Raw genomic sequence first — 25231 nt, 5'->3', positions numbered from 1 at the left:
GGACGGCTTCGACTTCGCCCAGCTCGATGCGGAAGCCGCGCAGCTTCACCTGGAAGTCGATGCGGCCGAGGAACTCCAGGTTGCCGTCAGCCTTCCAGCGCGCCAGGTCACCGGTGCGGTACAGGCGAGAGCCGGGCTCGTCGCTGAAGGGGTTGGGCACGAACGCCTTGGCCGTCAGGTCCGGCCTTGCCAGGTAGCCGTGGGCCAGGTGCGAGCCACCGACGAAGACCTCGCCGGGCACGCCCACCGGGCACGGCTGTCCCTGGGTGTCGAGCACGTAGACCTGCGTGTGGGCCAGCGCGCTACCAACAGCGGGCAGGGAGGGCCAGGTGGAGGGGGCTCCCTGGAGACGCAGGGCGGTGACGACGTGGGCCTCGGAAGGGCCGTACTGGTTCTCCAGGACGCAGCCGGGCAGCTTCTCGAAGAAGGAGACCAGGGCGGGCGTCACCTGGAGCTGCTCACCGGCCGTCACCACCTCGCGCAGCGCGCGCGGCAGCGTGGCGCCGTGGGCCACGGCGTCGGCCATGGCCTGCAGGGCGATGAAGGGCAGGAAGAGGCGGCGCACCGAGTGGCGGTGCATGAAGGCGAGCAGGGCAGGGATGTCCTGGCGCAGGCCTCCGGTGGGCAGCACGACGGTGCCACCGGCCCACCAGGTGCTGAACAGCTCCTGGACGGACACGTCGAAGTTGAGCGAGGCGAACTGCAGCGTGGTGTCGGCGGGGTTGATGGACTGCCGCTGCTGCCACGCGAGCAGGTAGCTGATGGCCCGGTGGGGCATGACGATGCCCTTGGGCCGGCCGGTGCTACCAGAGGTGTAGATGAGGTAGCAGGTGGCCTCGGGCGACACGTCGCGCGCGGGCGCATGCGTGGGCTGCCGGGCGATGACGTCGGCCTCGGTGTCCACGAAGACGCGGCGGGCGCGCAGGTCGGCCGGGAGCGCGGACGTGAGGTGGGACTGGGAGACGACGACGGGAGCGTCCGCGTCCTCCAGCATGAAGGCCAGGCGCTCGGCGGGGTAGGTGGGGTCGAGCGCGAGGTAGCCGGCGCCGGCCTTGAGGGAGGCCAGGACGGCAACGGCCATGTCCAGGCTCTTGTCGAGGCAGAGGCCAACGGTGCCCCCCAGTGGCACGCCCAGGGCCACGAGGTGGTGGGCGAGCTGGTTGGCGCGCGTGTCCAGCTCGGCGTAGGTGAGCGAGCGGGTGCCGTCGGTGACGGCGATGGCGTGAGGCGTGCGGACGGCCTGGGCCTCCACGGGGCGGTGCAGCAGCCCGGGCGTGTGCTGCTCGCGCGAGGTGTCGTTCCACGCCACGAGGAGCTGGCGCCGCTCGGCCGTGCCCAGCAGCGGCAGGCGCCACAGGGGCTGGTCCGCATCGGCCACGATGCCTTCCAGCAGTCGCTGGAGGCTGGCCACCATGCGGCGGGCCGTCGCCTCATCGAAGAGGTCGGTGTTGTACTCGAACGCCCCTCGGAGCTCGTCCCCGGCATCGGTCAGCAGGAGCGAGAGGTCGAACTTGGCGGTGCCGCTGTTCGCCTCCACCGGACGCAGCGCCAGGGCCGCGTCGTCCACTTTCTCGGGGGCACCCGGCTGCTGCCTGGGAGCGCTCTGCAGGGCGAGGAGCACCTGGAAGAGGGGCGTGCGGCTCAGGTCGCGCTCGGGACGCAGCTCGTCGACGAGCTTCTCGAAGGGGACGTCCTGGTGCGCATAGGCGCCGAGCGTCGTCTCCTTCACCTGGGCGAGCAGCTGCCGGAAGGACATGCCCGGGTGCAGGCGTGTGCGAAGGGCGAGAGTGTTGGCGAAGAAGCCGACGATGTCCTCGAGCTCGGCCTGCTGGCGGTTGGCGATGGGAGAGCCGACGACCAGGTCGTCCTGACCGGAGTAGCGAGAGAGCAGGACGCTGAAGGCGGACAGCAGGGCCATGAAGGGCGTGACGCCTTCGCGCCGGCACAGGGCATGGAAGGCCGTCGCGAGCTCCGACCCGAAGCGCACCAGCACGACAGCGCCACGGTCCGTCTGCACGGGAGGACGGGGCCTGTCGGTGGGCAGCTCCAGCGCGTGAGGCGCGCCTTCGAGCTGCCGCTTCCACCAGGACACCTGCTTCTCCAGTGCCTCGCCCTGCAACCAGCCGCGCTGCCACACGGCGTAGTCCGCGTACTGGAGCGCCAGCGGCGCCAGCGGAGAGGGAAGGCCCTGCGAAAGCGCCGAGTAGAGCGCGTCAACCTCACGGACGAGGATGCGGTTGGACCAGCCGTCCGAGACGATGTGGTGGACGGTGACCAGCAGGACATGGCTGCGCTCAGCGAGGCGCAGCACGGTGGTGCGCATCAGCGGAGCCTTCGTCAGGTCGAAGGGCTTCTGTGCTTCCAGGGACGCCTGTCGACGGGCCTCTGCCTCGCGCTCGGACTCGGGCAGGTGGCTCAGGTCCACCATCGTCAGCGGCAGCGAGACCTCGGTGTGGAGGTGCTGGACGGGGGAGCCGTCCTCCAGCGTGTGGAAGCTGGTGCGCAGGGCCTCATGGCGCTGGACGAGTCCCTGGAGCGCGTGCTTGAGGGCACGGAGGTCCAGGTGGCCATCGAGCTGCATCGCGGAGGCGATGTTGTAGAAGGCACTGCCGGGCTGCAGCCGGTCCAGGAACCACAGTCGCTGCTGGGCGAAGGACAGCGGCAGCGCGCCCGTGCGAGGCACGGGGAGCAGCGGCGGCAGACGGATGCCATCCCGTTCGCGCCGGGCGTCCTCGATGCGCGGAGCAAGCGAAGCGAGGGTGGGCGCTTCGAAGAGCGCCCGCAGGGGGAGCTCCACGTCGAAGGCCTTGCGCACGCGCGAGACGACCTGGGTGGCCAGCAGGGAGTGGCCGCCCAGGGCGAAGAAGTCGTCGTGACGACCGACCTTCTCCACGTGCAGCAGCTCGGCCCAGAGCGCGGCGAGCGTCTGCTCGGTAGGCGTGGCGGGCGCCTCGTAGGTTGAGGCCAGGGAGGAGACGTCGGGCGCGGGCAGGGCGCGCCGGTCCACCTTCCCGTTGGGCGTCAGCGGGAAGGCACCGAGGGCGACGAAGGCCGCGGGCACCATGTACTCGGGCAGCCCCTGCTTGAGGGCAGAGCGCAGGGCGGCGGAGTCCGGCGCGGTGCCTTCGTGGGCGATGTCCTCGGGCAGCCGCTGCTTGGGCGTAGAGCGCAGGGCGGCGGAAGCTGGCGCCGTGCCTTCTTGGGTGAAGTAGGCCACCAGGCGGGGGTTGCCGGGCACGTCCTCGCGCACCAGCACCAGGGCTTGCCGCACGCCGGGCTGGGCGGACAGCGCCGCTTCGATTTCGCCCAGTTCAATGCGGAAGCCACGCAGCTTCACCTGGAAGTCGGTGCGGCCCAGGTAGTCCAGCGTGCCGTCGGCCAGCCAGCGCACCTTGTCGCCAGTGCGGTACATGCGAGCGCCGGGGGTGGGGCTGAAGGCGTCGGGCAGGAAACGCTCGGCGGTGAGGCCCGGCCGGCGCAGGTAGCCACGCGCGAGGCCCGCGCCAGAGATGAACAACTCCCCGGGCACGCCGACGGGCACCGGGCGCAGGTGCGAGTCGAGGACGTAGACGTGGACGTTGGAAAGAGGCCCGCCAATGGTGGGCCGGGTGTCGGGCCGCACGGCGAAGGCGGTGGAGTCGACGGTGCACTCGGTGGGCCCGTAGACGTTGAAGGTAAGGGTGCGAGGCGCCGAGGCCAGCTGCAGCCAGAGGGCCTCGTCGATGGCCTCACCACCGGGCACCAGCAGGCGCGGGGCAGACGCGTCCTGAAGCATTCCGGACTGCACCAGCAGGCGAAGCAGCGAAGGCGTGCAGTCGAGCACGTCGACCCGCTGGTGCTTGAGCCACAGGCACATGGCATCCGGGTCCTGGCGAGTCGTCTCGGGGACGATGCACAGGCAGTGGCCGTCGAGCAGCTGGACGAGCTGCTTGACGGAGGCGTCGAAGGCCAGGGGCGCATTGACGCTGACGCGAAGGCCGGAAGGCTGGCCGGCGTAGACGGTGGTGGCCAGGGCATGGCGCAGGTTGAGCACGGAGCGGTGCTGCACCATGACGCCCTTGGGCGTGCCGGTACTGCCGGAGGTGTAGATGACGTAGGCGAGGTTGCCGGAGGCGGCGGAGGCCGGAGGGTTGTGCGAGGGCAGCGAGCCCGGCAGCGCATCAACAGAGTCGAGGCACAGCACGCGGGTACCCACCGGGCACCAGGACGACTCCAGGTGCTTCTGGGTGAGCAGCACGGGGGCAGCGCAGTCGAGGAGGGTGAACTCCAGGCGCTGAGTGGGCCAGGCCGGGTCCAGCGGCACGTAGGCGCCGCCGGCCTTCATGACGCCCAGCAGGGCGACGACCATGTCGACGGAGCGCTCGAAGCACAGGGCGACGGGCACGTCGGGGCCGACACCCTGCGAGCGCAGGTGCCAGGCGAGCTGGTTGGCGCGCGAGTTGAGCTGGGCGAAGGAGAGGACGGAGTCCCCGAAGGAGACGGCGGGTGCGTCGGGAGTCCTGGCGACCTGAGCCTCGAAGGCGTGGTGGAAGCAGGAGTCCACAGCCGCTTCGGCCGCAGTGTCATTCCAGGCGCGCAGCACCTGCTGGCGCTCGGAGCCGGTGAGCAGGGGTAGCTCGGACAGGCGCTGAGCGGGATTGGCGACAATGGCCTCCAGCAGCACCTGGAGGTGGCGCGCCATGCGCGTACCGGTGGCCTCGGTGAACAGGTCCGCGTTGAACTGGACCTGGCCGGCGAAGCCGTCGGGCGTCTCGGTGAGGTTGAGCATCAGCTCGAACTTGGTCGCGCCCGAGCCACTGCTCTCCAGGGACCGCACGGACAGCGACGGGCGAACGACGTCCTGCACCGGGGTGTTCTGCAAGGTGAAGAGCGTCTGGAACAGCGGCGACCGGCTCAGGTCGCGAACCGGATGCAGCTCCTCGACGAGCTTCTCGAAAGGCACATCCTGGTGCTCGTAGGCGCCGAGCGTCGTCTCCCGCACCTGCCGCAGCAGCTCGAGGAACGAGCGCTGGCCGTCCGTGCGCGCACGCAGGACGAGGGTGTTGACGAAGAAGCCGATGAGGCTCTCGGTCTCCGCGTGACGGCGGCCCGCGATGGGCGAGCCGACGACGACATCCTCCTGGCCGGAGTAGCGCGAGAGCAGCACCTGGAAGGCGGCCAGCAGCACCATGAAGGGCGTGGCGCTCTCGCGCTGGGCCAGGGCCTTGAGGGACTCACTCAGCTCCCGAGGCAGCAGCACCGGCGCCGTGGCGCCACGGTGGGTGAGCACAGGCGGACGCGGGAAGTCGGTGGCCAGCTCCAGGTGCGGCGGCGCCCCGGTGAGCTGCTCCTTCCACCACCCCAGCTGCGTGTCGAGCGCAGCGCCCTGCAGCCACCGGCGCTGCCAGACGGCGTAGTCGGCGTACTGCACCGGCAGCTCGGGAAGCGGAGAGGGCTGGCCCGCGGCGAAGGCTTCGTAGAGGGCCACGACTTCGCGCACCAGCACGCCCGAGGACCACCCGTCGGAGACGATGTGGTGCAGGTTGAGCAGCAGCGCGAACTCCTGCTCGCCCAGGCGCAGCAGGCTGACGCGCAGCAGCGGCCCGGTGGACAGGTTGAAGGGCCGCAGCGCCTCCTCCGAGGCCAGCCGGCGGGCCTCGGTCAGCCGCTGCGACTCCGGCACCTCTCTGAGGTCCACGACCGGTAGCTTCAGTGCGGAGGCCGGGTGGATGACCTGCACCGGCTCGCCCTGACTGGAGGCGAAGGTGGTGCGCAGCGACTCATGGCGGCGCACCAGCTCGGAGAAGGCGCGCTCCAGCGCGGCCACATCCATCGCCCCCTCCAGGATGAGGGCGGTGGGCATGTTGTACTGCACGCTGCCCGGCTCGAGCTGGTCGAGGAACCACAGCCGCTGCTGCGCGAACGACAGCGGCAGCGCTCCGGTACGCGGCACGCTCTCGAGGGGCGGAAGCGTCTGACCCACGTGCTCGCGCCCGGTGCGCTCGATTCGCGGAGCGAGCGTGGCGACGGTGGGCGCCTCGAAGAGGGCGCGCAGGGGCAGCTCGACCTCGAACGTCTTGCGCACGCGAGCGACGACCTGCGTGGCCAGCAGGGAGTGGCCACCCAGGGCGAAGAAGTCGTCGTGACGGCCGACCTTCTCCACTCGCAGCACCTCGGCCCAGAGGGCGGCGAGCTGCTCTTCGGTGGAGGTGGCGGGCGCCTCGTAGGTGCCGGCGGAGGAGGAGACCTCCGGGGCCGGCAGCGCCCTGCGGTCCACCTTGTCGTTGGGCGTGAGGGGGAAGGCGTCCAGCGCCATGAAGGCCCCGGGCACCATGTAGTCGGGCAGCCGCTGCTTGAGGAAGTCACGCAGCGCGGCGCTGTCGGGCGTGGAGCCGCGGCCGGTGACGTAGGCCACCAGTCGCTTGTCGCCGGGGACGTCCTCACGCACCAGCACCAGGGCCTGATGCACTGCCGGGTGCTGGGCCAGGGTGGCCTCGATTTCACCCAGCTCGATTCGGAAGCCACGCAGCTTTACCTGGAAGTCGGTGCGGCCCAGGTAGTCGAGCGTGCCATCGGCGAGCCAGCGCACGCGGTCGCCCGTGCGATACAGGCGGGCGCCGGGCTCGGTGCTGAAGGCATCGGGGATGAAGCGCTCGGCGGTGAGCTCCGGCCGGCCGAGGTAGCCGCGAGCCAGACCCACGCCGCCGATGAACAGCTCTCCGGCGACGCCCACGGGCACCGGACGCAGGGAGGCATCCAGCACGTAGAGGCGGGTGTTGGAGAGCCCCTTGCCGAGCGGCGGCTTGAGGCCGTTCGGTACGCACGCATGCACCGTGGCGATGACGGTGGCTTCGGTCGGGCCATAGGCGTTGAGGAAGCGCCGGCCCGGGGCCCACCGCTCCACCACCTCGGCGGGGCAGGCCTCGCCGCCCGTCTGAAGGGTGGTGAGCCCCTCCAGGCCTTCGGCGGGCATCACCGCCAGCACGGAAGGCGGCAGCTGCGCCGAGTCGATGGCCTGGTCGCGCAGCGTGTCCACCAGCGGCTGGCCGGGCATCAGCTCCTCGCGCGGAGCCAGCACGAGCGTGGCGCCGCTCAGCAGGGCCATCGTCACCTCGTGCACGGAGGCGTCGAAGCTGAGTGAGGCGAACTGCAACACCCGCTGGCCCGCACGCGCGCCCGTCAGGGCAATCATGTGCCGGGCGAGGTTCAGCACGCCCCGGTGGGCGACCATGACGCCCTTGGGACGACCGGTGCTGCCGGAGGTGTAGATGACGTAGGCCAGGTTGTCGGCGGAGCCCCACCGCGTGGGCGCCGTCTCCGGGTGGCGAGCAAGCGCCGACGCATGCGTATCGAGCGCCAGCACGTGGGCGGAGCCGGGCGGCAGCGCGTCACGGAGGTGCGAGTGCGTGAGCAGGACGGAGGCGCCGGAGTCCTGGAGCATGAAGTCCAGGCGCTCGCGAGGGTAGGCCGGGTCCAGCGGCACGTAGGCGCCGCCAGCCTTCATGACACCCAGCAGGCCGACGACCAGGTCGAACGAGCGCTCCAGGCACAGGGCCACGCGCGAGTCCGGGCCCACGCCCAGTGAGCGCAGCTCATGGGCGAGCCGGTTGGCGCGAGCGTCCAGCTCTCGGTAGCTCAGCGACAGCTGGCCGAAGCGCAGGGCGGGAGCCTCGGGCGTGCGCAGCGCCTGGGCCTCGAATGCCTCGTGGATGCAGAGGCCATCATCGAAGGGCGCGGCCGTCTGGTTCCACTCCACCAGCACCTGCCGCTGCTCTGCGGGGCTCATCAGCTGCAGCTGGGACAGACGCTGGCGCGGGGCGTGGACGGCGGCTTCCAGCACGGCGCGCAGGTGGTCCGCCATGCGAGCGGCAGTGGCCGCATCGAAGAGGTCCGTGTTGTACCCGAGCGAGCCGAAGAGGCCCTCGGGGTCGGGCGTCAGGGCCAGCGTCAGGTCGAACTTGGCGACGCTACCGGCGGTCTCGACTCCGGAGAGCGTCAGGCTGGAGAGGGTGAGGGTCGCCTCGGGAAGGTTCTGCAGGGCGAACATCACCTGGAAGAGCGGCGAGCGGCTCAGGTCGCGCGCGGGCTGGAGCACCTCCACCAGCTTCTCGAACGGCACGTCCTGGTGGGTCTGGGCGCCGAGCGTCGTCTCGCGCACCTGGTCCAGCAGCGACGCGAAGGTGTCCTCCTCGGAGATGCGTGCACGCAGGGCCAGGGTGTTGATGAAGAACCCGATGAGCCCTTCCAGCTCCGAGCGATTGCGCCCGGCGATGGGCGAGCCGACGACGACGTCGTCCTGACCCGAGTAGCGATGCAGCAGCGTCTGCCACGCGGCCAGCAGCACCATGAAGAGGGTGGCGTTGTGCTCACGGCCGAGCGCTTCCAGTCGCTGGGACAGCTCGCGCGGGAGCTGGAAGGCATGGGTCGCGCCGCGGAAGGTCTGCACGGGCGGGCGAGGCCTGTCGGTGGGCAGCTCCAGCGCCTGGGGCGCGCCGCCGAGCTGCTCCTTCCAGTAGCCGAGCTGGGCCTCGAGCGCCTCATCGCGCAGCCAGTCGCGCTGCCACACCGCGTAGTCGGCGTACTGCACCGGCAGCGGCGGAAGCTGGGGCTGCGCACCGGAGGAGAAGGCCTCGTAGAGCGCCGCCAGCTCGCGGACGAGCACGCCCAGCGACCAGCCGTCGGAGACGATGTGGTGCATCGTCATCAGCAGGACGTGTTCCGCGGGAGCCAGGCGCAGGAGCGAGGCCCGGAACAGGGGCCCGCGCTGGAGGTCGAAGGGCCGTCCGGCCTCTTCCGTGGCCAGGCGCACCGTCTCCGCCTCGCGTGAAGCGGTGGGCAGTGCGCTCAGGTCCACCTGGGGCAGTCGCACGGGCGCCGCGGGATGGATGACCTGCACGGGCTCGCCGTTGTTCGTGGCGAAGGTGATGCGCAGGGACTCATGGCGCTCGACGAGCGCGGCCAGGGCGCGCTCCACCGCGCCGACATCCAGGGTGCCAGTGAGGCGCACTGCCGTCGGCATGTTGTAGACGGGGCTGCCCGGCTGGAGCTGGTCGATGAACCACAGGCGCTGCTGGGCGAAGGACAGCGGCAGCGGGCCGGTGCGCGGCACGGGTACCAGCGGCGGCGTCGCCGGGCCCTTCTGCGCCTTGCTGGCCTGCGCGACGCGCGCGGCAAGGGCGGCCACGGTGGGCGCCTCGAAGAGCGTACGCAGGGGCAGCTCCACGCCAAGGGCGGAGCGCACGCGCGAGATGACCTGGGTGGCGAGCAGCGAGTGTCCACCGAGGGCGAAGAAGCCGTCGGTGACGCTGACGCGCGGCAGGCGGAGCACCTCGCCGAAGATGGCCGCCAGCTGCTCTTCCTCGGGCGTCCGAGGGGCGGTGAAGGGGGCATCGCCGCGCAGGCTCTCGGCGTCGGGCGCGGGGAGTTGCTTGCGCGCCAGCTTGCCGCTGGGCGTCAGGGGCAGGGCCTCCAGCGAGACGAACGCGGAGGGCACCATGTACTCGGGCAGCCGCTGAAGGAGGTCGGTGCGCAGGGCGTCGGTGTTCAGCGGAGCGGCCTGGCCGTCCGTTGGAGCCGGGACGACATAGGCCACCAGGCGCTTGTCGCCGGGGCTGTCCTCGCGCACCACGGCGGCCGCGTCGCGCACGCCGGGCGCGGCACGCAGGGCAGCCTCGACTTCACCCAGCTCGATGCGGAAGCCCCGCAGCTTCACCTGGAAGTCCACGCGGCCGAGGAACTCCACGGTGCCATCGGCCTTCCAGCGCGCGGAGTCGCCGGTGCGGTACAGGCGCGAGCCGGGCACGTTGCTGAACGGATGCGGAACGAACTTCTCCGCGGTCAGCTCGGGACGGCCGGCATACCCGTGGGCCAGGTGCGTGCCGCCGATGAACAGCTCGCCGGGCACGCCCACCGGGCAGGGCTGGCCGTGCGCGTCCAGCACGTAGAGGCCAGTATGCGGCAGCGGGGCTCCGATGGAGGGCAGGCGCGGCCAGGCGGACGGCGCGCCCTGCAGCCTGTGGGCGGAGACGACGTGCGTCTCGGAGGGGCCGTACTGGTTCTCCAGGACGCAGCCGGGGAGCCTCTCGAAGAAGGCCACCAGGGCAGGCGTCACCTGGAGTTGCTCACCGGCCGTCACCACCTCGCGCAGCGCGCGCGGCAGGGTGGCGCCGTGGGCCACGGCGTCGGCCATGGCCTGGAGGGCGACGAACGGAAGGAACAGTCGTTCCACCGCGTGCCGGTCCATGAAGGTCAGCAGCGCGGGGATGTCCTGGCGCAGGCCGCCGGTGGGCAGCACGACGGTGCCGCCGGCCCACCAGGTGCTGAAGAGCTCCTGGAAGGAAACGTCGAAGCTGAGCGCGGCGAACTGCAGCGTGGTGGCCGAGGGCTTCGCGGACTGGCGCAGCTGCCAGGCCAGCAGGTTGCTGAGCGCGCGGTGCGGCAGTGCGACGCCCTTGGGGCGGCCGGTGCTGCCCGAGGTGTAGATGACGTAGCAGGTGGCCTCGGGCGACACGTCACGCGAGGGCGCGTGCGTGGGCTGGCGGGCGATGGCGTCCGCCTCGGAGTCGACGGACACACGGCGGGCCCGCGAGTCCGCCGGCAGCACGGACGTGAGGTGCGACTGCGTGAGGACGACGGGAACGCCCGCGTCCTCCAGCATGAAGGCCAGTCGCTCAGCGGGGTAGGTGGGGTCCAGCGGCAGGTAGGCCGCGCCGGCCTTGAGGGCGGCGAGGACGGCGACGGCCATGTCCAGGCTCTTGTCCAGGCACAGGCCGACGGTGCCACCGGTGGGCACGCCAAGGGCGGCGAGGTGCCAGGCCAGCTGGTTGGCGCGGGCGTCCAGCTCGGCGTAGGTGAGCGAGCGGGTGCCGTCGGTGACGGCGATGGCGCGAGGCGTGCGGGCTGCCTGGGCCTCGACCTGCCGATGCACGGGGGACGGCGTGTGCGGCTCGCGCGCGGTGTCGTTCCACGCCACGAGGAGCTGGCGCCGCTCGGCCGTGTCCAGCAGGGGCAGCTGCCACAGGGGCAGCTCTGCGTTGGCCACGACACCTTCGAGCAGCCGCTGGAGGTGGGCCACCATGCGGCGGGCCGTCGCCTCATCGAAGAGGTCGGTGTTGTACTCGAAGCCGCCCAGGAGCTCGTCGCCGAGGTCTGTCACGAGCAGCGAGAGGTCGAACTTGGCGGTGCTGTTGCTCGCCTCGAACGGGCGCAGCGCCAGGGCCGCGTCGTCCACTCCCGGGCGAGCACCCGGCTGCTGCCTGGGAGCGCTCTGCAGGGCGAGGAGCACCTGGAAGAGGGGCGTGCGGCTCAGGTCGCGCTCGGGACGCAGCTCGTCGACGAGCTTCTCGAAGGGGACATCCTGGTGCGCATAGGCGCCGAGCGTCGTCTCCTTCACCTGGGCGAGCAGCTGCCGGAAGGACATGCCCGGGTGCAGGCGCGTGCGAAGGGCGAGGGTGTTGGCGAAGAAGCCGACGATGTCCTCGAGCTCGGCCTGCTGGCGGTTGGCGATGGGGGAGCCGACGACCAGGTCGTCCTGGCCGGAGTAGCGAGAGAGCAGGACGCTGAAGGCGGACAGCAGGGCCATGAAGGGCGTAACGCCCTCGCGCCGGCACAGGGCATGGAAGGCCGACGCGAGCTCCGGGCCGAAGCGCACGGGCACCGTGGAGCCATGGGACGTCTGCACGGGAGGCCGGGGCCTGTCAGTGGGCAGCTCCAGCGCATGAGGCGCGCCTTCGAGCTGTCGCTTCCACCAGGACACCTGCTTCTCCAGCACCTCGCCCTGCAGCCAACCACGCTGCCACACGGCGTAGTCCGCGTACTGGACGGGCAGCGGCGCCAGCGGAGAGGGAAGCCCCTGCGAAAGCGCCGAGTAGAGCGCGCCAACCTCACGAATGAGGATGCCGTTGGACCAGCCGTCCGAGACGATGTGGTGGACGGTGACGAGCAGGACATGGCTGCGCTCAGCCAGTCGCACCACGGTGGTGCGCATCAGCGGGGCCTGCGTCAGGTCGAAGGGCTTTCGCGCTTCCGTAGCAGCGTGTTCGAGCGCCCTGGCCTCCCGTTCGGACTCGGGCAGGTGGCTCAGGTCCACCACCGTCAGTGGCAGCGAGACCTCGGTGTGGAGGCGCTGAACGGGAGAGCCGTCCTCCATCATGTGGAACGACGTGCGCAGCGCCTCATGACGCTGGACGAGCCCCTGGAGGGCGCGCTCCATGGCTCCGGTTTCCAGCGCACCATCCAGCTGCACGGCGAACGGGATGTTGTAGAAGGCGCTGTCGGGCTGCAGCCGGTCCAGGAACCACAGTCGCTGCTGCGCGAAGGACAGCGGCAGCGCGCCGGTGCGAGGCACGGGGAGCAGCGGTGGCGGACGCACGCCGTCGCGTTCACGCCGGGCGTCCTCGATGCGAGGCGCGAGGGCCGCTACGGTCGGCGCCTCGAAGAGGGCGCGCAGGGGCAGCTCCACGTCGAAGGCCTTGCGCACGCGAGAGACGACCTGGGTGGCCAGCAGGGAGTGGCCGCCCAGCGCGAAGAAGTCGTCGTGACGACCGACCTTCTCCACGTGCAGCAGCTCGGCCCAGAGCGCGGCGAGGGTCTGCTCGGTGGGCGTCGCGGGCGCTTCATACGTGGCGGCCAGCAACGCCGTGTCGGGCGCGGGCAGGGCACGCCGGTCCATCTTGCCGTTGGGCGTCAGCGGGAAGGCATCGAGGGCGACGAAGGCCGCGGGCACCATGTACTCGGGCAGCCGCTGCTTGAGGGCAGAGCGCAGGGCGGCGGAGTCCGGCGCGGTTCCTTCGTGGGTGATGGACTCGGGCAGCCGCTGCTTGGGAGCAGAGCGCAGGGCGGCGGAGTCCGGCGCCGTGCCTTCGTGGGTGAAGTACGCCACAAGGCGCGGGTTGCCGGGCACGTCCTCGCGCACCAGCACCAGGGCTTGCCGCACGCCGGGCTGGGCGGACAGCGCCGCTTCGATTTCGCCCAGTTCGATGCGGAAGCCGCGCAGCTTCACCTGGAAGTCGGTACGGCCCAGGTAGTCCAGCGTGCCGTCGGCCAGCCAGCGCACCTTGTCGCCGGTGCGGTACATGCGAGCACCGGGCGTGGGGCTGAAGGCATCGGGAAGGAAGCGCTCGGCGGTGAGGCCCGGCCGGCGCAGGTAACCACGGGCGAGGCCCGCGCCGGAGATGAACAGCTCCCCAGGCACGCCGACAGGCACCGGACGCAGGTGCGAGTCGAGGACGTAGACGTGGACGTTGGAAAGCGGCCCGCCAATGGTGGGGCGGGTGTCTGGCCGTACGGCGAAGGCGGTGGAGTCGACGGTGCACTCGGTGGGCCCGTAGACGTTGAAGGTGCGGGTGCGAGGCGCCGAGGCCAGCTGCAGCCAGAGGGCCTCGTCGAGGGCCTCACCACCGGGCACCAGCAAGCGCGGAGCAGACGCGTCCTGAAGCATTCCGGACTGCACCAGCAGCCGCAGCAGCGAAGGCGTGCAGTCGAGCACGTCCACCCGCTGGTGCTTGAGCCACAGGCGCATGGCGTCCGGGTCCTGGCGAGTCGTCTCGGGGACGATGCACAGGCAGTGGCCGTCGAGCAGCTGGACGAGCTGCTTGACGGAAGCATCGAAGGCCAGGGGCGCATTCACGCTGACGCGCAGGCCCGAAGGCTGGCCGGCATACACCGTGGTGGCCAGTGCATGGCGCAGGTTGAGCACGGAGCGGTGCTGCACCATGACGCCCTTGGGCGTGCCGGTACTGCCGGAGGTGTAGATGACGTAGGCGAGGTTGCCGGAGGAGGCGGAGGCCGGAGGGTTGTGCGAGGGCAGCGACGCGGGCAGCGCATCCGCAGAGTCGAGGCAAAGCACGCGGGTGCCCACCGGGCACCAGGACGACTCCAGGTGCCGCTGGGTGAGCAGGACGGGGGCGGCGCAGTCCAGGAGGGTGAACTCCAGGCGCTGGGAGGGCCAGGCCGGGTCCAGGGGCACGTAGGCGCCGCCAGCCTTCATGACGCCCAGCAGGGCGACGACCATGTCGACGGAGCGCTCGAAGCACAGGGCGACGGGGACGTCGGGGCCGACACCCTGCGAGCGCAGGTGCCAGGCGAGCTGGTTGGCGCGGGAGTTGAGCTGGGCGAAGGAGAGGCCGGAGTCCCCGAAGGCCACGGCGGACGCGTCGGGGGTCCTGGCGACCTGAGCCTCGAAGGCGTGGTGGAAGCAGGAGTCCACCGCCGCTTCGGAGGCGGTGTCATTCCAGGCGCGCAGCACCTGCTGGCGCTCGGAGCCGGTGAGCAGGGGCAGCTCGGCCAGGCGCTGGGCGGGATTGGCGACAATGGCCTCCAGCAGCACTTGGAGGTGGCGCGCCATACGCGCACCCGTGGCCTCCGTGAAGAGGTCCGCATTGAGCTGCAGGGTGCCGAGGAAGCCTTCGGGCGTCTCGAAGAGGTTGAGGCTCAGCTCGAACCTGGCCACCTCACCGCCACGGGCCTCCAGCGGACGGACCGTCAGCGACGGCAGGACGACGTCCCCCGCCGGGATGTTCTGCAGGACGAAGAGGGCTTGGAACAGCGGCGAGCGGCTCAGGTCTCGCGCCGGCTGCAGCTCCTCCACCAGCTTCTCGAAGGGCACGTCCTGGTGCGCGTAGGCGCCCAGCGTCGTCTCCTTCACGCGGCCCAGGAGGGTGCGGAAGGACGGGTTGTCGTCCAGGCGTGCGCGCAGGACCAGGGTGTTGACGAAGAAGCCGATGAGGTCTTCCAGCTCGGTGAAGCGACGGCCCGCGATGGGCGAGCCGACGACGATGTCCTCCTGGCCGGAGTAGCGGGACAGCAGGAGCTGGAACGACGCCAGCAACAGCATGAACGGCGTCACGCCCTCGCGCCGGGCCACGGCCACGATTGACTCGCTCAGCTCACGGGGCAGGTTCACCGGCACCGTGGTGCCACGGTGGGTGAGCACGGGCGGCCGGGCGAAGTCGGTGGGCAGCTCCAGGTGCGGCGGCGCACCGGTGAGCTGCTGCTTCCACCAGGACAGCTGCGCCTCGAGCGTCGCGCCCTGCAGCCACTCGCGCTGCCAGACGGCGTAGTCGGCGTACTGCACCGGCAGCTCGGGCAGGGGCGAAGGCAGACCCTGACGGAAGGCCTCGTAGAGGGCCACCAGCTCGCGCACCAGCACGCCGGAGGACCAGCCGTCCGAGACGACGTGATGCACGTTGAGCAGCAGCGCGTGCTGGTCCTCCCCCAGCCGGAGCAGGCTGACGCGCAGCAGCGGTCCCGTGGACAGGTTGAAGGGCCGCATGACGTCCGCGGTGGCGAGGCGACGCGCCTCCTCCATCCGCTCCGCGTCCGGCAGGGCCGTCAGGTCGACCACCGCCACCTTCACCGCGGAGGGCGGGTGGATGAGCTGCGTGGGCTGGCCCGCCTCGGTGGCGAAGGTGGTGCGCAGTGCCTCATGGCGGCGCACGACCTCGCTGAGCGCGCGCTCCAGCGACTGCACGTCCAGCGCCCCGTCCAGGATGAGGGCGGTGGGCATGTTGTACTGCACGCTGCCCGGCTCGAGCTGGTCGAGGAACCACAGCCGCTGCTGCGAGAACGACAGCGGCATTCCCCCAGTCCTGGGCACGGGCCGTGGCGCCTGGACCGACGGCACCCCCGCCGCGTCCTGGAGGTCGATGATGCTGGCGAGCCGCTCCAGCGTGGGCGCCTCGAAGAGCGCGCGCAGGGGCAGCTCCACCCCGAAGGACGCACGGATGCGCGCCACCATCTGAGTGGCCAGCAGCGAGTGGCCGCCCAGGGCGAAGAAGTCGTCGTGACGGCCCGGCTTCTCGACTCGCAGCACCTCGGTCCAGAGCGCGGTGAGCCGCTCCTCGGTGGCCGTGGCCGGCGCCACATAGGTGTGCGCGGAGCTCCGGGCCGCGAGGTCCGGCTCGGGCAGGGCCTTGCGGTCCACCTTGCCGTTGGGCGTCAGCGGGAAGGCGTCCAGCGCGACGAAGGCGGAGGGCACCATGAAGTCCGGCAGCGACTGCCGCACGTGCCGCCGCAGCGCTTCCGTGTCGAGCGCCTGCCCCTCGGCCGGCACCACATACGCCACCAGCCGCTTGCCACCGCCGCCGTCCTCGCGCGCCACCACCACCGCGCCCGCGAGGCTGGAGTGCTGGCGCAGCGCGGACTCAATCTCTCCCAGCTCGATGCGGAAGCCGCGCACCTTCACCTGGTGGTCGATGCGGCCCAGGTACTCCAGCGGGCCGCCGGGCACGTGCCTCACCAGGTCGCCCGTGCGGTACATGCGTGCCCCGGGCTCGGGGCTGAAGGGGTCGGCCATGAAGCGCTCGGCCGTCAGGTCCGGTCGGCCCAGGTAGCCACGGGCCAGTCCCGCGCCCGCCAGGTACAGCTCGCCCGGAACGCCCTGCGGCTGAAGCCCCAGGCGCGCGTCCAGGATGTAGCCCCGCGTCTCCGGCAGCGGCAGGCCGATGGTGGGCTCGCCCGGGCCTTCCGGCACGCGGGTGAAGGTGGAGTAGGTGGTGTCCTCGGTGGGGCCGTAGAGGTTGAAGACGTGCTGCACCGTGCCGGTGGCGTACAGGCCCCGCACGAGCGCGCCCGGAAGCGCCTCGCCCGCGAGGTTGATGGTGCGCACCGAGGGCGGAATGGCGCCCAGCCGCAGCAGCTCCGCGATGGCGGAGGGAACCGTGTTGACGAGCGTCACCCCGCTGGCGTCGGGCATCGACGCGAGCGCCAGCGCATCCCGCACCAGGAAGACGGTGCCGCCGCAGCAGAGGGGCGCGAACAGCTCGAAGATGGACAGGTCGAAGCAGATGGAGGTGGCCGCAAGCGTGCCGGCGAGCTGCTCGCGGGAGAACGCACCCGTGGCCCAGTCCAGGAACGCGGTCGTGCTGGCGTGGGAGATGGCCACGCCCTTGGGCCGGCCGGTGGAGCCGGACGTGTAGATGACGTGCGACAGGTTGTCCGGCACAGCCTCACAGGCCGGCGCCGAGGAGGGCAGGCGTGAGAAGGCCTCGGGAAGCGCGTCGAGGCAGACGGTGAGGGCACCCGCCGTGTCGAGCTGGAGCGAGTCCAGCAGGACGCGGTGAGAGAGCAGCAGCCGGGCCGCGGAGTCGGCCAGGGTGAAGTCCAGGCGCTGGCGCGGGTAGTTCGGATCCAACGGGACGTAGGTGCCACCCGTCTTGAGGATGGCGAGCAGCGCCACGACGAGCTCCGCCGTGCGCTCCATGCAGACGGCGGCGCGCACCTCGGGCCCCATGCCGAGCGACAGCAGGTGCCAGGCGAGGCGGTTGGCGCGCTCCTCGAGCTGCCGGTAGGTGAGGCGCTCCGTGCCGGCGACGAGGGCAATGGCGTCGGGCGTGCGGGCGGCCTGCTCGGACACCCGCGTGTGGACGAGCGTCCTGCGCAGCGAGGTGCGCGGGTCGGCCGACTCCACCACCACGGCGTGCCGCTCGGTGGCGGGAAGCAGCGGGAGGTCGAGCACGCGCTGCTCGGGATGGGCGATGGCGCCTTCCAGCAGGACCTGGAGGTGGCCCATCAGGCGGTGCAGCGACTCCTTCCGGAAGAGGTCCGTGCTGTACTCCACCACGCAGACCAGGCCCTCGGGTGCGCTGGAGAAGCTGAGCGTCAGGTCGAACCGGGCGTGATGGCTCTTCACCTCCACCGGGTGGATGGAGAGCGAGTCCTGCTCCGCCGGGCCCGTCGCCTTCGCCTCATCCGGCGCGGTGTTCTGGAGGATGAGCATCGCCTGGAACAGCGGCGAGCGGCTCAGGTCGCGCGCGGGGCGAAGCTCCTCGACGAGCTTCTCGAAGGGCACGTCCTGGTGCGCGTAGGCGCCCAGCGTCGTCTCCTTCACGCGGGCCAGCAGGGCGCGGAAGGAGGGGTTGTCGTCCAGGCGCGTGCGCAGGGCGAGCGTGTTGACGAAGAAGCCGATGAGCCCTTCCAGCTCGGCGAAGTGCCGGCCGGCGATGGGCGAGCCGATGACGATGTCGTCCTGGCCCGAGTAGCGCGCCAGCACCGTCTGCGTGGCGGCGAGCAGCGCCATGAAGGGCGTGGCGCCCTCCTTCTCGCAGAGGGCCTCCATCGCCCGCTGGAGCTCGGGGGGGAACGTGAAGACGAAGCTGTCGCCGCGGAACGACTGAATGGCCGGACGCGGGAAGTCCGTGGGCAGCTCCAGCGCATGCGGAGCGCCGGAGAGCTGCTGCTTCCACCAGCGCAGCTGCTCGTCGAGCACGGCGCCCTGGAGCCAGGAGCGCTGCCACACGGCGAAGTCGGGGTACTGCACCGACAGCTCCGGCAGCGGCGAGGGCTGGCCCCGGGAGAACGCGTCGTACAGGGCCGCCACCTCGCGGACCAGCACGCCCTGGGACCAGCCGTCCGTGACGATGTGGTGGATGTTGAGCGCGAGCACGTGCTCGGCCGGGCCGAGCTTCACCAGCAGCGCCGTCAGCAGCGGCCCCGTGTCCAGGACGAAGGGGCGCCAGACCATCTCCTCCACCCGCTTGAACGCCTCTGCCTCGGCCGCGGAGGCCGTCAGCGCGCTCAGGTCCACCTGCTGCAGCTCGACGGGCGCGGGGGGCGAGATGACCTGCACCGGCCCGCCCTCCCGGGAGAGGAAGGTGGTGCGCAGCGACTCGTGACGCCGCACCAGCTCGGAGAGACTCCGCTGGAGGGCGTCCACGTCCAGGCGACCTTCCAGCCGGACGACGGCGGGAAGGTTGTAGGTGGCGTTGCCGGGCTCCAGCTGGTCGATGAACCACAGGCGCTGCTGGGCGAAGGACAGCGGCAGCGAGCCGGTGCGCGACACGGGCACCAGCGGCGGGCGCTCCCTGCCGGGCCGGGACAGGAGCCGGGCCTGCGCAATGCGCGTGGCGAGGGTGGCCACGGTGGGCGCCTCGAAAAGCGCACGCAGGGGCAGCTCCACGCCGAAGGTGGAGCGCACGCGCGAGATGACCTGGGTGGCGAGCAGCGAGTGCCCACCCATGGCGAAGAAGTTGTCGGTGACGCTGACGCGAGGCAGCCGCAGCACCTCGCCGAAGACGTGTGCCAGCTTCTCTTCGTCGGGCGTCCGGGGCGCGGTGAAGGGGGCGTCGCCGCGCAGGCTCTCGGCGTCCGGCGCGGGGAGCAGCTTGCGCGCCAGCTTTCCACTCGGCGTCAGGGGCAGGGTCTCCAGCGAGACGAAGGCGGAGGGCACCATGTACTCGGGCAGCCGCTTCTGGAGCTGTGCCCGCAGGACGTCGATGTCCAGCGGCGTGGCCTCTGCGTGTCCCTCCGCGCGGGCCGGGACGACGTAAGCCACCAGGCGCCTGTCACCGGGGTTGTCCTCGCGCACCACGGCGGCGGCGTCACGCACGCCGGGCAGGGCGCGTAGGACGGCCTCGACTTCGCCCAGCTCGATGCGGAAGCCGCGCAGCTTCACCTGGAAGTCGATGCGGCCGAGGAACTCCAGGTTGCCGTCGGCCTTCCAGCGCGCCAGGTCACCGGTGCGGTACAGACGGGAGCCGGGCTCGTCGCTGAAAGGGTTGGGCACGAAGGCCTTGGCCGTCAGGTCCGTCCGGGCCAGGTAGCCATGGGCCAGGTGCGAGCCACCGACGAAGACTTCTCCGGGCACGCCCACGGGGCAGGGCTGCCACTCGGCGTCCAGCACGTAGAGCTGCGTGTGCGCCAGCGCGCTGCCAACGGCGGGCAGGGAGGGCCAGGAGGAAGGAGCGCCCTGGAGGCGCAAGGCGGTGACGACGTGGGCCTCGGAAGGGCCGTACTGGTTCTCCAGGACGCAGCCGGGCAGCTTCTCGAAGAAGGAGACCAGGGCAGGCGTCACCTGGAGCTGCTCACCGGCCGTAATCACCTCGCGCAGTGCGCGCGGCAGGGTGGCGCCATGGACGACCGCGTCCGCCATGGCCTGCAGGGCGATGAAGGGCAGGAAGAGGCGGCGCACCGAGTGGCGGTGCATGAAGTCCAGCAGCGCGGGGATGTCCTGGCGCAGACCGCCGGTGGGCAGCACGACGAGGCCACCGGCCCACCAGGTGCTGAAGAGCTCCTGAATGGAGACGTCGAAGTTGAGTGAGGCGAACTGCAGCGTGGTGTCGGCGGGGTTGAAGGACTGCTTCTGCTGCCACGCCAGCATGTAGCTGAGGGCGCGGTGGGGCATGACGATGCCCTTGGGCCGGCCGGTGCTACCAGAGGTGTAGATGACGTAGCAGATGGCCTCGGGCGTCTGGTGCCGCTCGGGGCGATGCGTGGGCTGCCGGGCGATGACGTCGACCTCGGTGTCCACGAAGACGCGGCGGGCGCGCAGGTCGGCCGGGAGCGCGGACGTGAGGTGGGACTGGGTGACGACGACGGGAGCGTCCGCGTCCTCCAGCATGAAGGCGAGGCGATCCGCGGGATAGGTGGGGTCCAGCGCGAGGAAGGCGGTACCGGCCTTGTGCACGGCCAGGACGGCGACGGCCATGTCCAGGCTCTTGTCCAGGCACAGGCCCACCATGGCGCCGATGGGCAGGCCCAGGGCGACGAGGTGGTGGGCCAGTTGGTTGGCGCGGGCGTCCAGCTCGGCATAGGTGAGCGAGCGGGTGCCGTCGGTGACGGCGATGGCGTGAGGCGTGCGGGCGACCTGGGCCTCCACGGGGCGGTGCAGCAGCTCGGGCGTGTGCGAGTCGCGCGAGGTGTCGTTCCACTCCACGAGGAGCTGGCGCTGCTCCTCCTCCCACAGCATGGGCAGGCGTGAGATGGCGCGGCCCGGGTCGGCCACGGCTCCGTCGATGAGCTTGAGCAGGTGGCCCACCATGCGGCGGGCCGTCGCCTCGTCGAAGAGGTCGGCGTTGTACTCGAGCACGCCCGCGAAATCCGTCCCGAAGTCGGCCAGCAGCAGGGACACGTCGAACTTCGACGTGGCGCTGTCCACATCCAGCTGCCGCATCGCCAGGCCGGCGTCCTCCTGCTTCACGAGCGGCGTGTTCTGCAGGGCAATCATCGCCTGGAACAGCGGCGAGCGGCTCATGTCGCGCTCGACGCGGAGCTCGTCCACCAGCTTCTCGAAGGGGACGTCCTGGTAGGCGTAGGCGCCGAGCGTCGTCTCCTTGGCCTGTGCCAGCAGCTCCCGGAACGTCATGCCGGGGCGCAGCCGCGCGCGCAGGGGCAGCGTGTTCACGAAGAAGCCGACCAGGCCTTCCAGCTCGGACAGCCGCCGGCCCGCGATGGGCGTTCCGATGACGATGTCGTCCTGCCGCGAGTAGCGCGACAGCAGCACATGGAACGCGGAGAGGAGCGCCATGAACGGCGTCACCCCTTCACGCTTGCAGAGTGCCTGGAAGGCCGCCGCGCGCTCGCCCTCGATGCGCACCGGGAGGGTGGCGCCGCGCAGCGACTGCACCGGCGGGCGTGGCCGGTCCGTGGGCAGCTCCAGCGCATGGGGCACGTCGGCGAGCTCGCGCCTCCACCAGGACACCTGCTGCTCCAGCACCTCGTCCCGCAGCCATCCGCGCTGCCAGGCGGCGTAGTCCGCATACTGGAGCGTCAGCGGTGGCAGCGGCGACGGCAGCCCTCGCGCGAACGCCGCATAGATGGCGCTGACCTCACCGATGAGCATGCCGACGGACCAGCCGTCCGACACGATGTGGTGCACGGTGACGAGCAGGGCATGGCTCTGCTCGGACAGGCGCAGCAGCGTGGTGCGCAGCAGCGGGGCCTTCGCGAGGTCGAAGGGCGTCTGGGCTTCCGCGGCGACCTGTCGCCGGGTCTCCACTGTGCGCTCGGGCTCGGGCAGGTGGCTGAGGTCCACCACCTTCAGCGGCAGCGCCGCCTCCGGGTGGACGAACTGCACGGGTGAGCCGGCCTCTTCACCAAAGCTGGTGCGCAGCGACTCGTGGCGGCGGACGAGCTCCTGGAGGGAACGCTCGAGCGCCTCCGCGTTCAGCACGCCGTCCAGCTGGATGGCGGAGGGGATGTTGTAGAACGGGCTGCCGGGGTCCATCTGGTCGAGGAACCACAGGCGCTGCTGCGCGAAGGACAGCGGCAGCGCTCCGTCCCGCGACGCCGGGAGCAGCGGAGGCAGTCGGACGGCCTGGCCCGACACGAGGGCCTGGTCCACCATGCGAGCGAGGGCCTCCAGCGTGGGGGCCTCGAAGAGCATGCGCAGCGGCAGGTCGATGCCGAAGTGGGTGCGCATGCGAGAGATGGCCTGGGTGGCGATGAGCGAGTGGCCCCCCAGCTCGAAGAAGCCGTCGTGGATGCCCACGCGAGAGACGCCCAGCAGCGCGCTCCACTGCTCGGCCAGGGCCTGCTCCGTCGCGGTGCGCGGGGCCACGAAGTCCCGGTGCACCTCGGTGGAGGCGTCCGGCGCGGGCAGGGCCTTGCGGTCCACCTTGCCGTTGGGCGTCAGCGGCATGGCATCCAGGCGCATCAGCGCGGTGGGCACCATGTACTCGGGCAGCCGCTCGCGCAGGTACTGGCGAAGCTCCTCCACCTCCACGGACTGGCCTGGGGCGGGCACGGCGTAGCCCACCAGCCGCTTGCCGAGGGGGCCGTCCTCGCGCACCACCACCACCGCGTCGCGCACGGCGGGGTGGGAGGCGAGGGCGGACTCCACCTCGCCCAACTCGATGCGGAAGCCCCGCACCTTCACCTGCGTGTCCACGCGGCCCAGGAAGTCCAGCTCGCCGCTGGCGCGCCACTTCACCCGGTCTCCCGTGCGGTACAGGCGGGCGCCGGGCTCGGTGCTGAAGGGGTGGGGCACGAAGCGCTCGGCGGTGAGGGCGGGGCGGCCGAGGTAGCCGCGCGCCACGCCCACGCCGCCCAGGTACAGCTCTCCCGGGACGCCCACGGGCACCGGCTGCAGGCCCGCGTCCAGCACGTAGGCCTCGACGTTGGCCAGGGGCCGGCCGATGGAGGGCGGCTTGCCGTCCGCCTCGCAGACGGTGAGGGTGGCCACCACGGTGCCCTCGGTGGGGCCGTAGGTGTTGAGGAAGCGGCGGCCCGGACTCCAGCGGGCAACGACGTCCGCCGAGCACGCCTCACCGCCGGAGATGACGGTGCGCAGCGCGGGCAGGCCCGTCGCCTCGGTGAGGGCCAGGGCCGCGGGCGTGAGGCTCACGGCCGTAATGGCGTGCTCTGCCAGGAAGGCGTGCAGGGGCTGGCCCGGCATCAGCTTCTCGAGCGGAGCCAGGTACAGGGTGCCGCCGGCGCACAGGGTGGTGAAGATTTCCTCCACCGAGATGTCGAAGCCCAGGTTGGCGAACTGGAGCATCCGCGTGCCAGGGCCGACCTCGTAGGCCAGCGCCTCGTGGGCGACGAGGTTGCACACGCCCCGGTGCTCGACGAGCACGCCCTTGGGCTGCCCTGTGGAGCCGGAGGTGTAGATGACGTAGGCGGTGTTGCGCGCGGTGACGCCACTCTCCACCGGCTCGCCACCCTCCGCCGACAGCGCGTCCAGCAACACCACGTGCGCGGGCGGGCGCGAGAAGCGCGCGAGCATGGACTGCTGCGTCACCAGCGCGCGTGCGCCCGAGTCCTCCAGCATGAAGGCCAGGCGCTCCCGCGGCAGCGACGGGTCCAACGGCAGGTACGCGCCACCGGCGTGGAGGATGCCCAGCAGGCCCACCACCAGCTCCAGGGAGCGCTCCACGCAGAGGCCGACGATGGACTCGGGGCCCACGCCGTCGCGACGCAGGCGGCGCGCCAGGGCATTGGCCCGGCGCTCCAGCTCCGCGTACGTCAGGTGCTGCCCGTCCACCACGGCCGCCACCGCCTCCGGGGCGCGCCGGGCCTGCTCGCGGATGAGCCCGCCCAGCGTGGCGCCATCCGGGAACTCCGCACGCGCGCCGTGCCACTCCTTCAGCAGCCGCTGCTTCTCTTCCGTGTCCAGCAGCTCCAGCCGGGACAGCTTCCCGTCCGGCCGGGCCACCATCGCGGCGATGGCCTGGTTCAGGTGCTTCAGCATGCGCTCGGCGGTGGACCGCTCGAACACCTCCGCGTCGTACTCCAGCACGCTATGCAGGCCGTCCGGCCCCTCGACGCAGGTGAGCGTCAGGTCGAACTTCGCCGCCTGCTCCGGCAGCTCCACTCCACCGACCGTCAGTCCGGGCAGCTCCAGGTCCAGCTTCCCGAAGTTCTGCATCATGAACATGACGTTGAAGTGCTGCCCCCGGCCGCCCTCCGGCGGCTGGAGGTGCTCGAACGGCACGTGCTGGTGCGCGAAGGCATCCAGCGCGGTCTGCCGCACGCGGCCCAGCAGCTCGCGCAGGGTGGGGTCGCCGGTCAGGCGGGTGCGCAGCAGCAGGGTGTTGAGGAAGAAGCCGACCAGGCCCTCCACCTCGTGGTGGTTGCGGCCGGCGATGGGCGAGCCGACGACGATGTCGTCCTGCCCGGAGTAGCGGCCCAGCACCACCTGGAACGCGGCCAGCACCGCCATGAAGGGCGTGACGCCCTCCGCCTTGCACAGCTCCGAGAAGGCGGCGGACACGTCGCGTGGCAGCTTCAGGGTGGTATGGCCTCCCAGGTGTCGGGAGTGCCGGGGGCGGGGGAAGTCGCCCGGCAGCTCCATCTCGGGCGCACCGGCAAGTTGCTGCCTCCACCACTGGAGCTGCGTCTCCAGCGTCTCGCCCTTCAGCCACTCGCGCTGCCACGCGGCGAAGTCTCCGTACTGCAGGGGAAGCTCATGCAGGGGCGAGGGCTGTCCCGCCACGAAGGCCGGGTAGAGCGCGGTGAGCTCACGGATGAGCACGCCCATGGACCAGCCGTCGGAGACGATGTGGTGCATCGTCAGCACCAGCACGTGCTTCGCGGCGTCCAGCCGCAGCAGCATGGCGCGCAGCAGCGGGCCGGTGGCCAGGTTGAAGGGGCGCGTCGTCTCCTGGATGACGATGCGCAGCGCCTCGGCCTCGCGGTCCTCGCGCCCGCTCAGGTCCATCACGGGCAGCGGGAAGGGCGACGGCGGGTGGACGTCCTGGAGCGGCGTGCCACCCTCGTCACGGAAGGTGGTGCGCAGCGCCTCGTGGCGGCGCGTCAGCTCCGTGAGGGCGCGCTCCAGGGCAGGCACGTTGAGCGAGCCCTCCAGGCGCAGCGCGGTGGGCAGGTTGAAGGCGGTGGTGCCGGGCTCGAGCTGGTCGAGGAACCACACGCGCTGCTGGGCGTACGACAGCGGCGGCGGCCCGTCGCTCTTGCGGCGGGTCGGCGGGGGTACCGCATTGCGTGCGGCCTTCTGCTGGAGCTGCTTCGCGAGCTGCGCGCGCTTCTCTGGGCTCAGCGCTGCAATCTTCTTCTTGATGTCACTCATGAACCCAACCCC

General features: G+C 71.4%; 1 protein-coding gene. It reads right to left on the bottom strand.

From position 1 onward, the window contains the following. A partial coding sequence (locus LXT23_RS48815; protein WP_253987433.1) for a non-ribosomal peptide synthetase occupies window positions 1-25219 on the bottom strand: 25219 nt, incomplete at its 3' end. Between the last annotated feature and the right edge of the window lie 12 nt (window positions 25220-25231).

The sequence above is a fragment of the Pyxidicoccus xibeiensis genome (assembly GCF_024198175.1).
Classification (GTDB): domain Bacteria; phylum Myxococcota; class Myxococcia; order Myxococcales; family Myxococcaceae; genus Myxococcus; species Myxococcus xibeiensis.
Note: the sequence above shows the minus strand (reverse complement) of the source record. Positions and strands in the feature narration are given on the sequence as shown.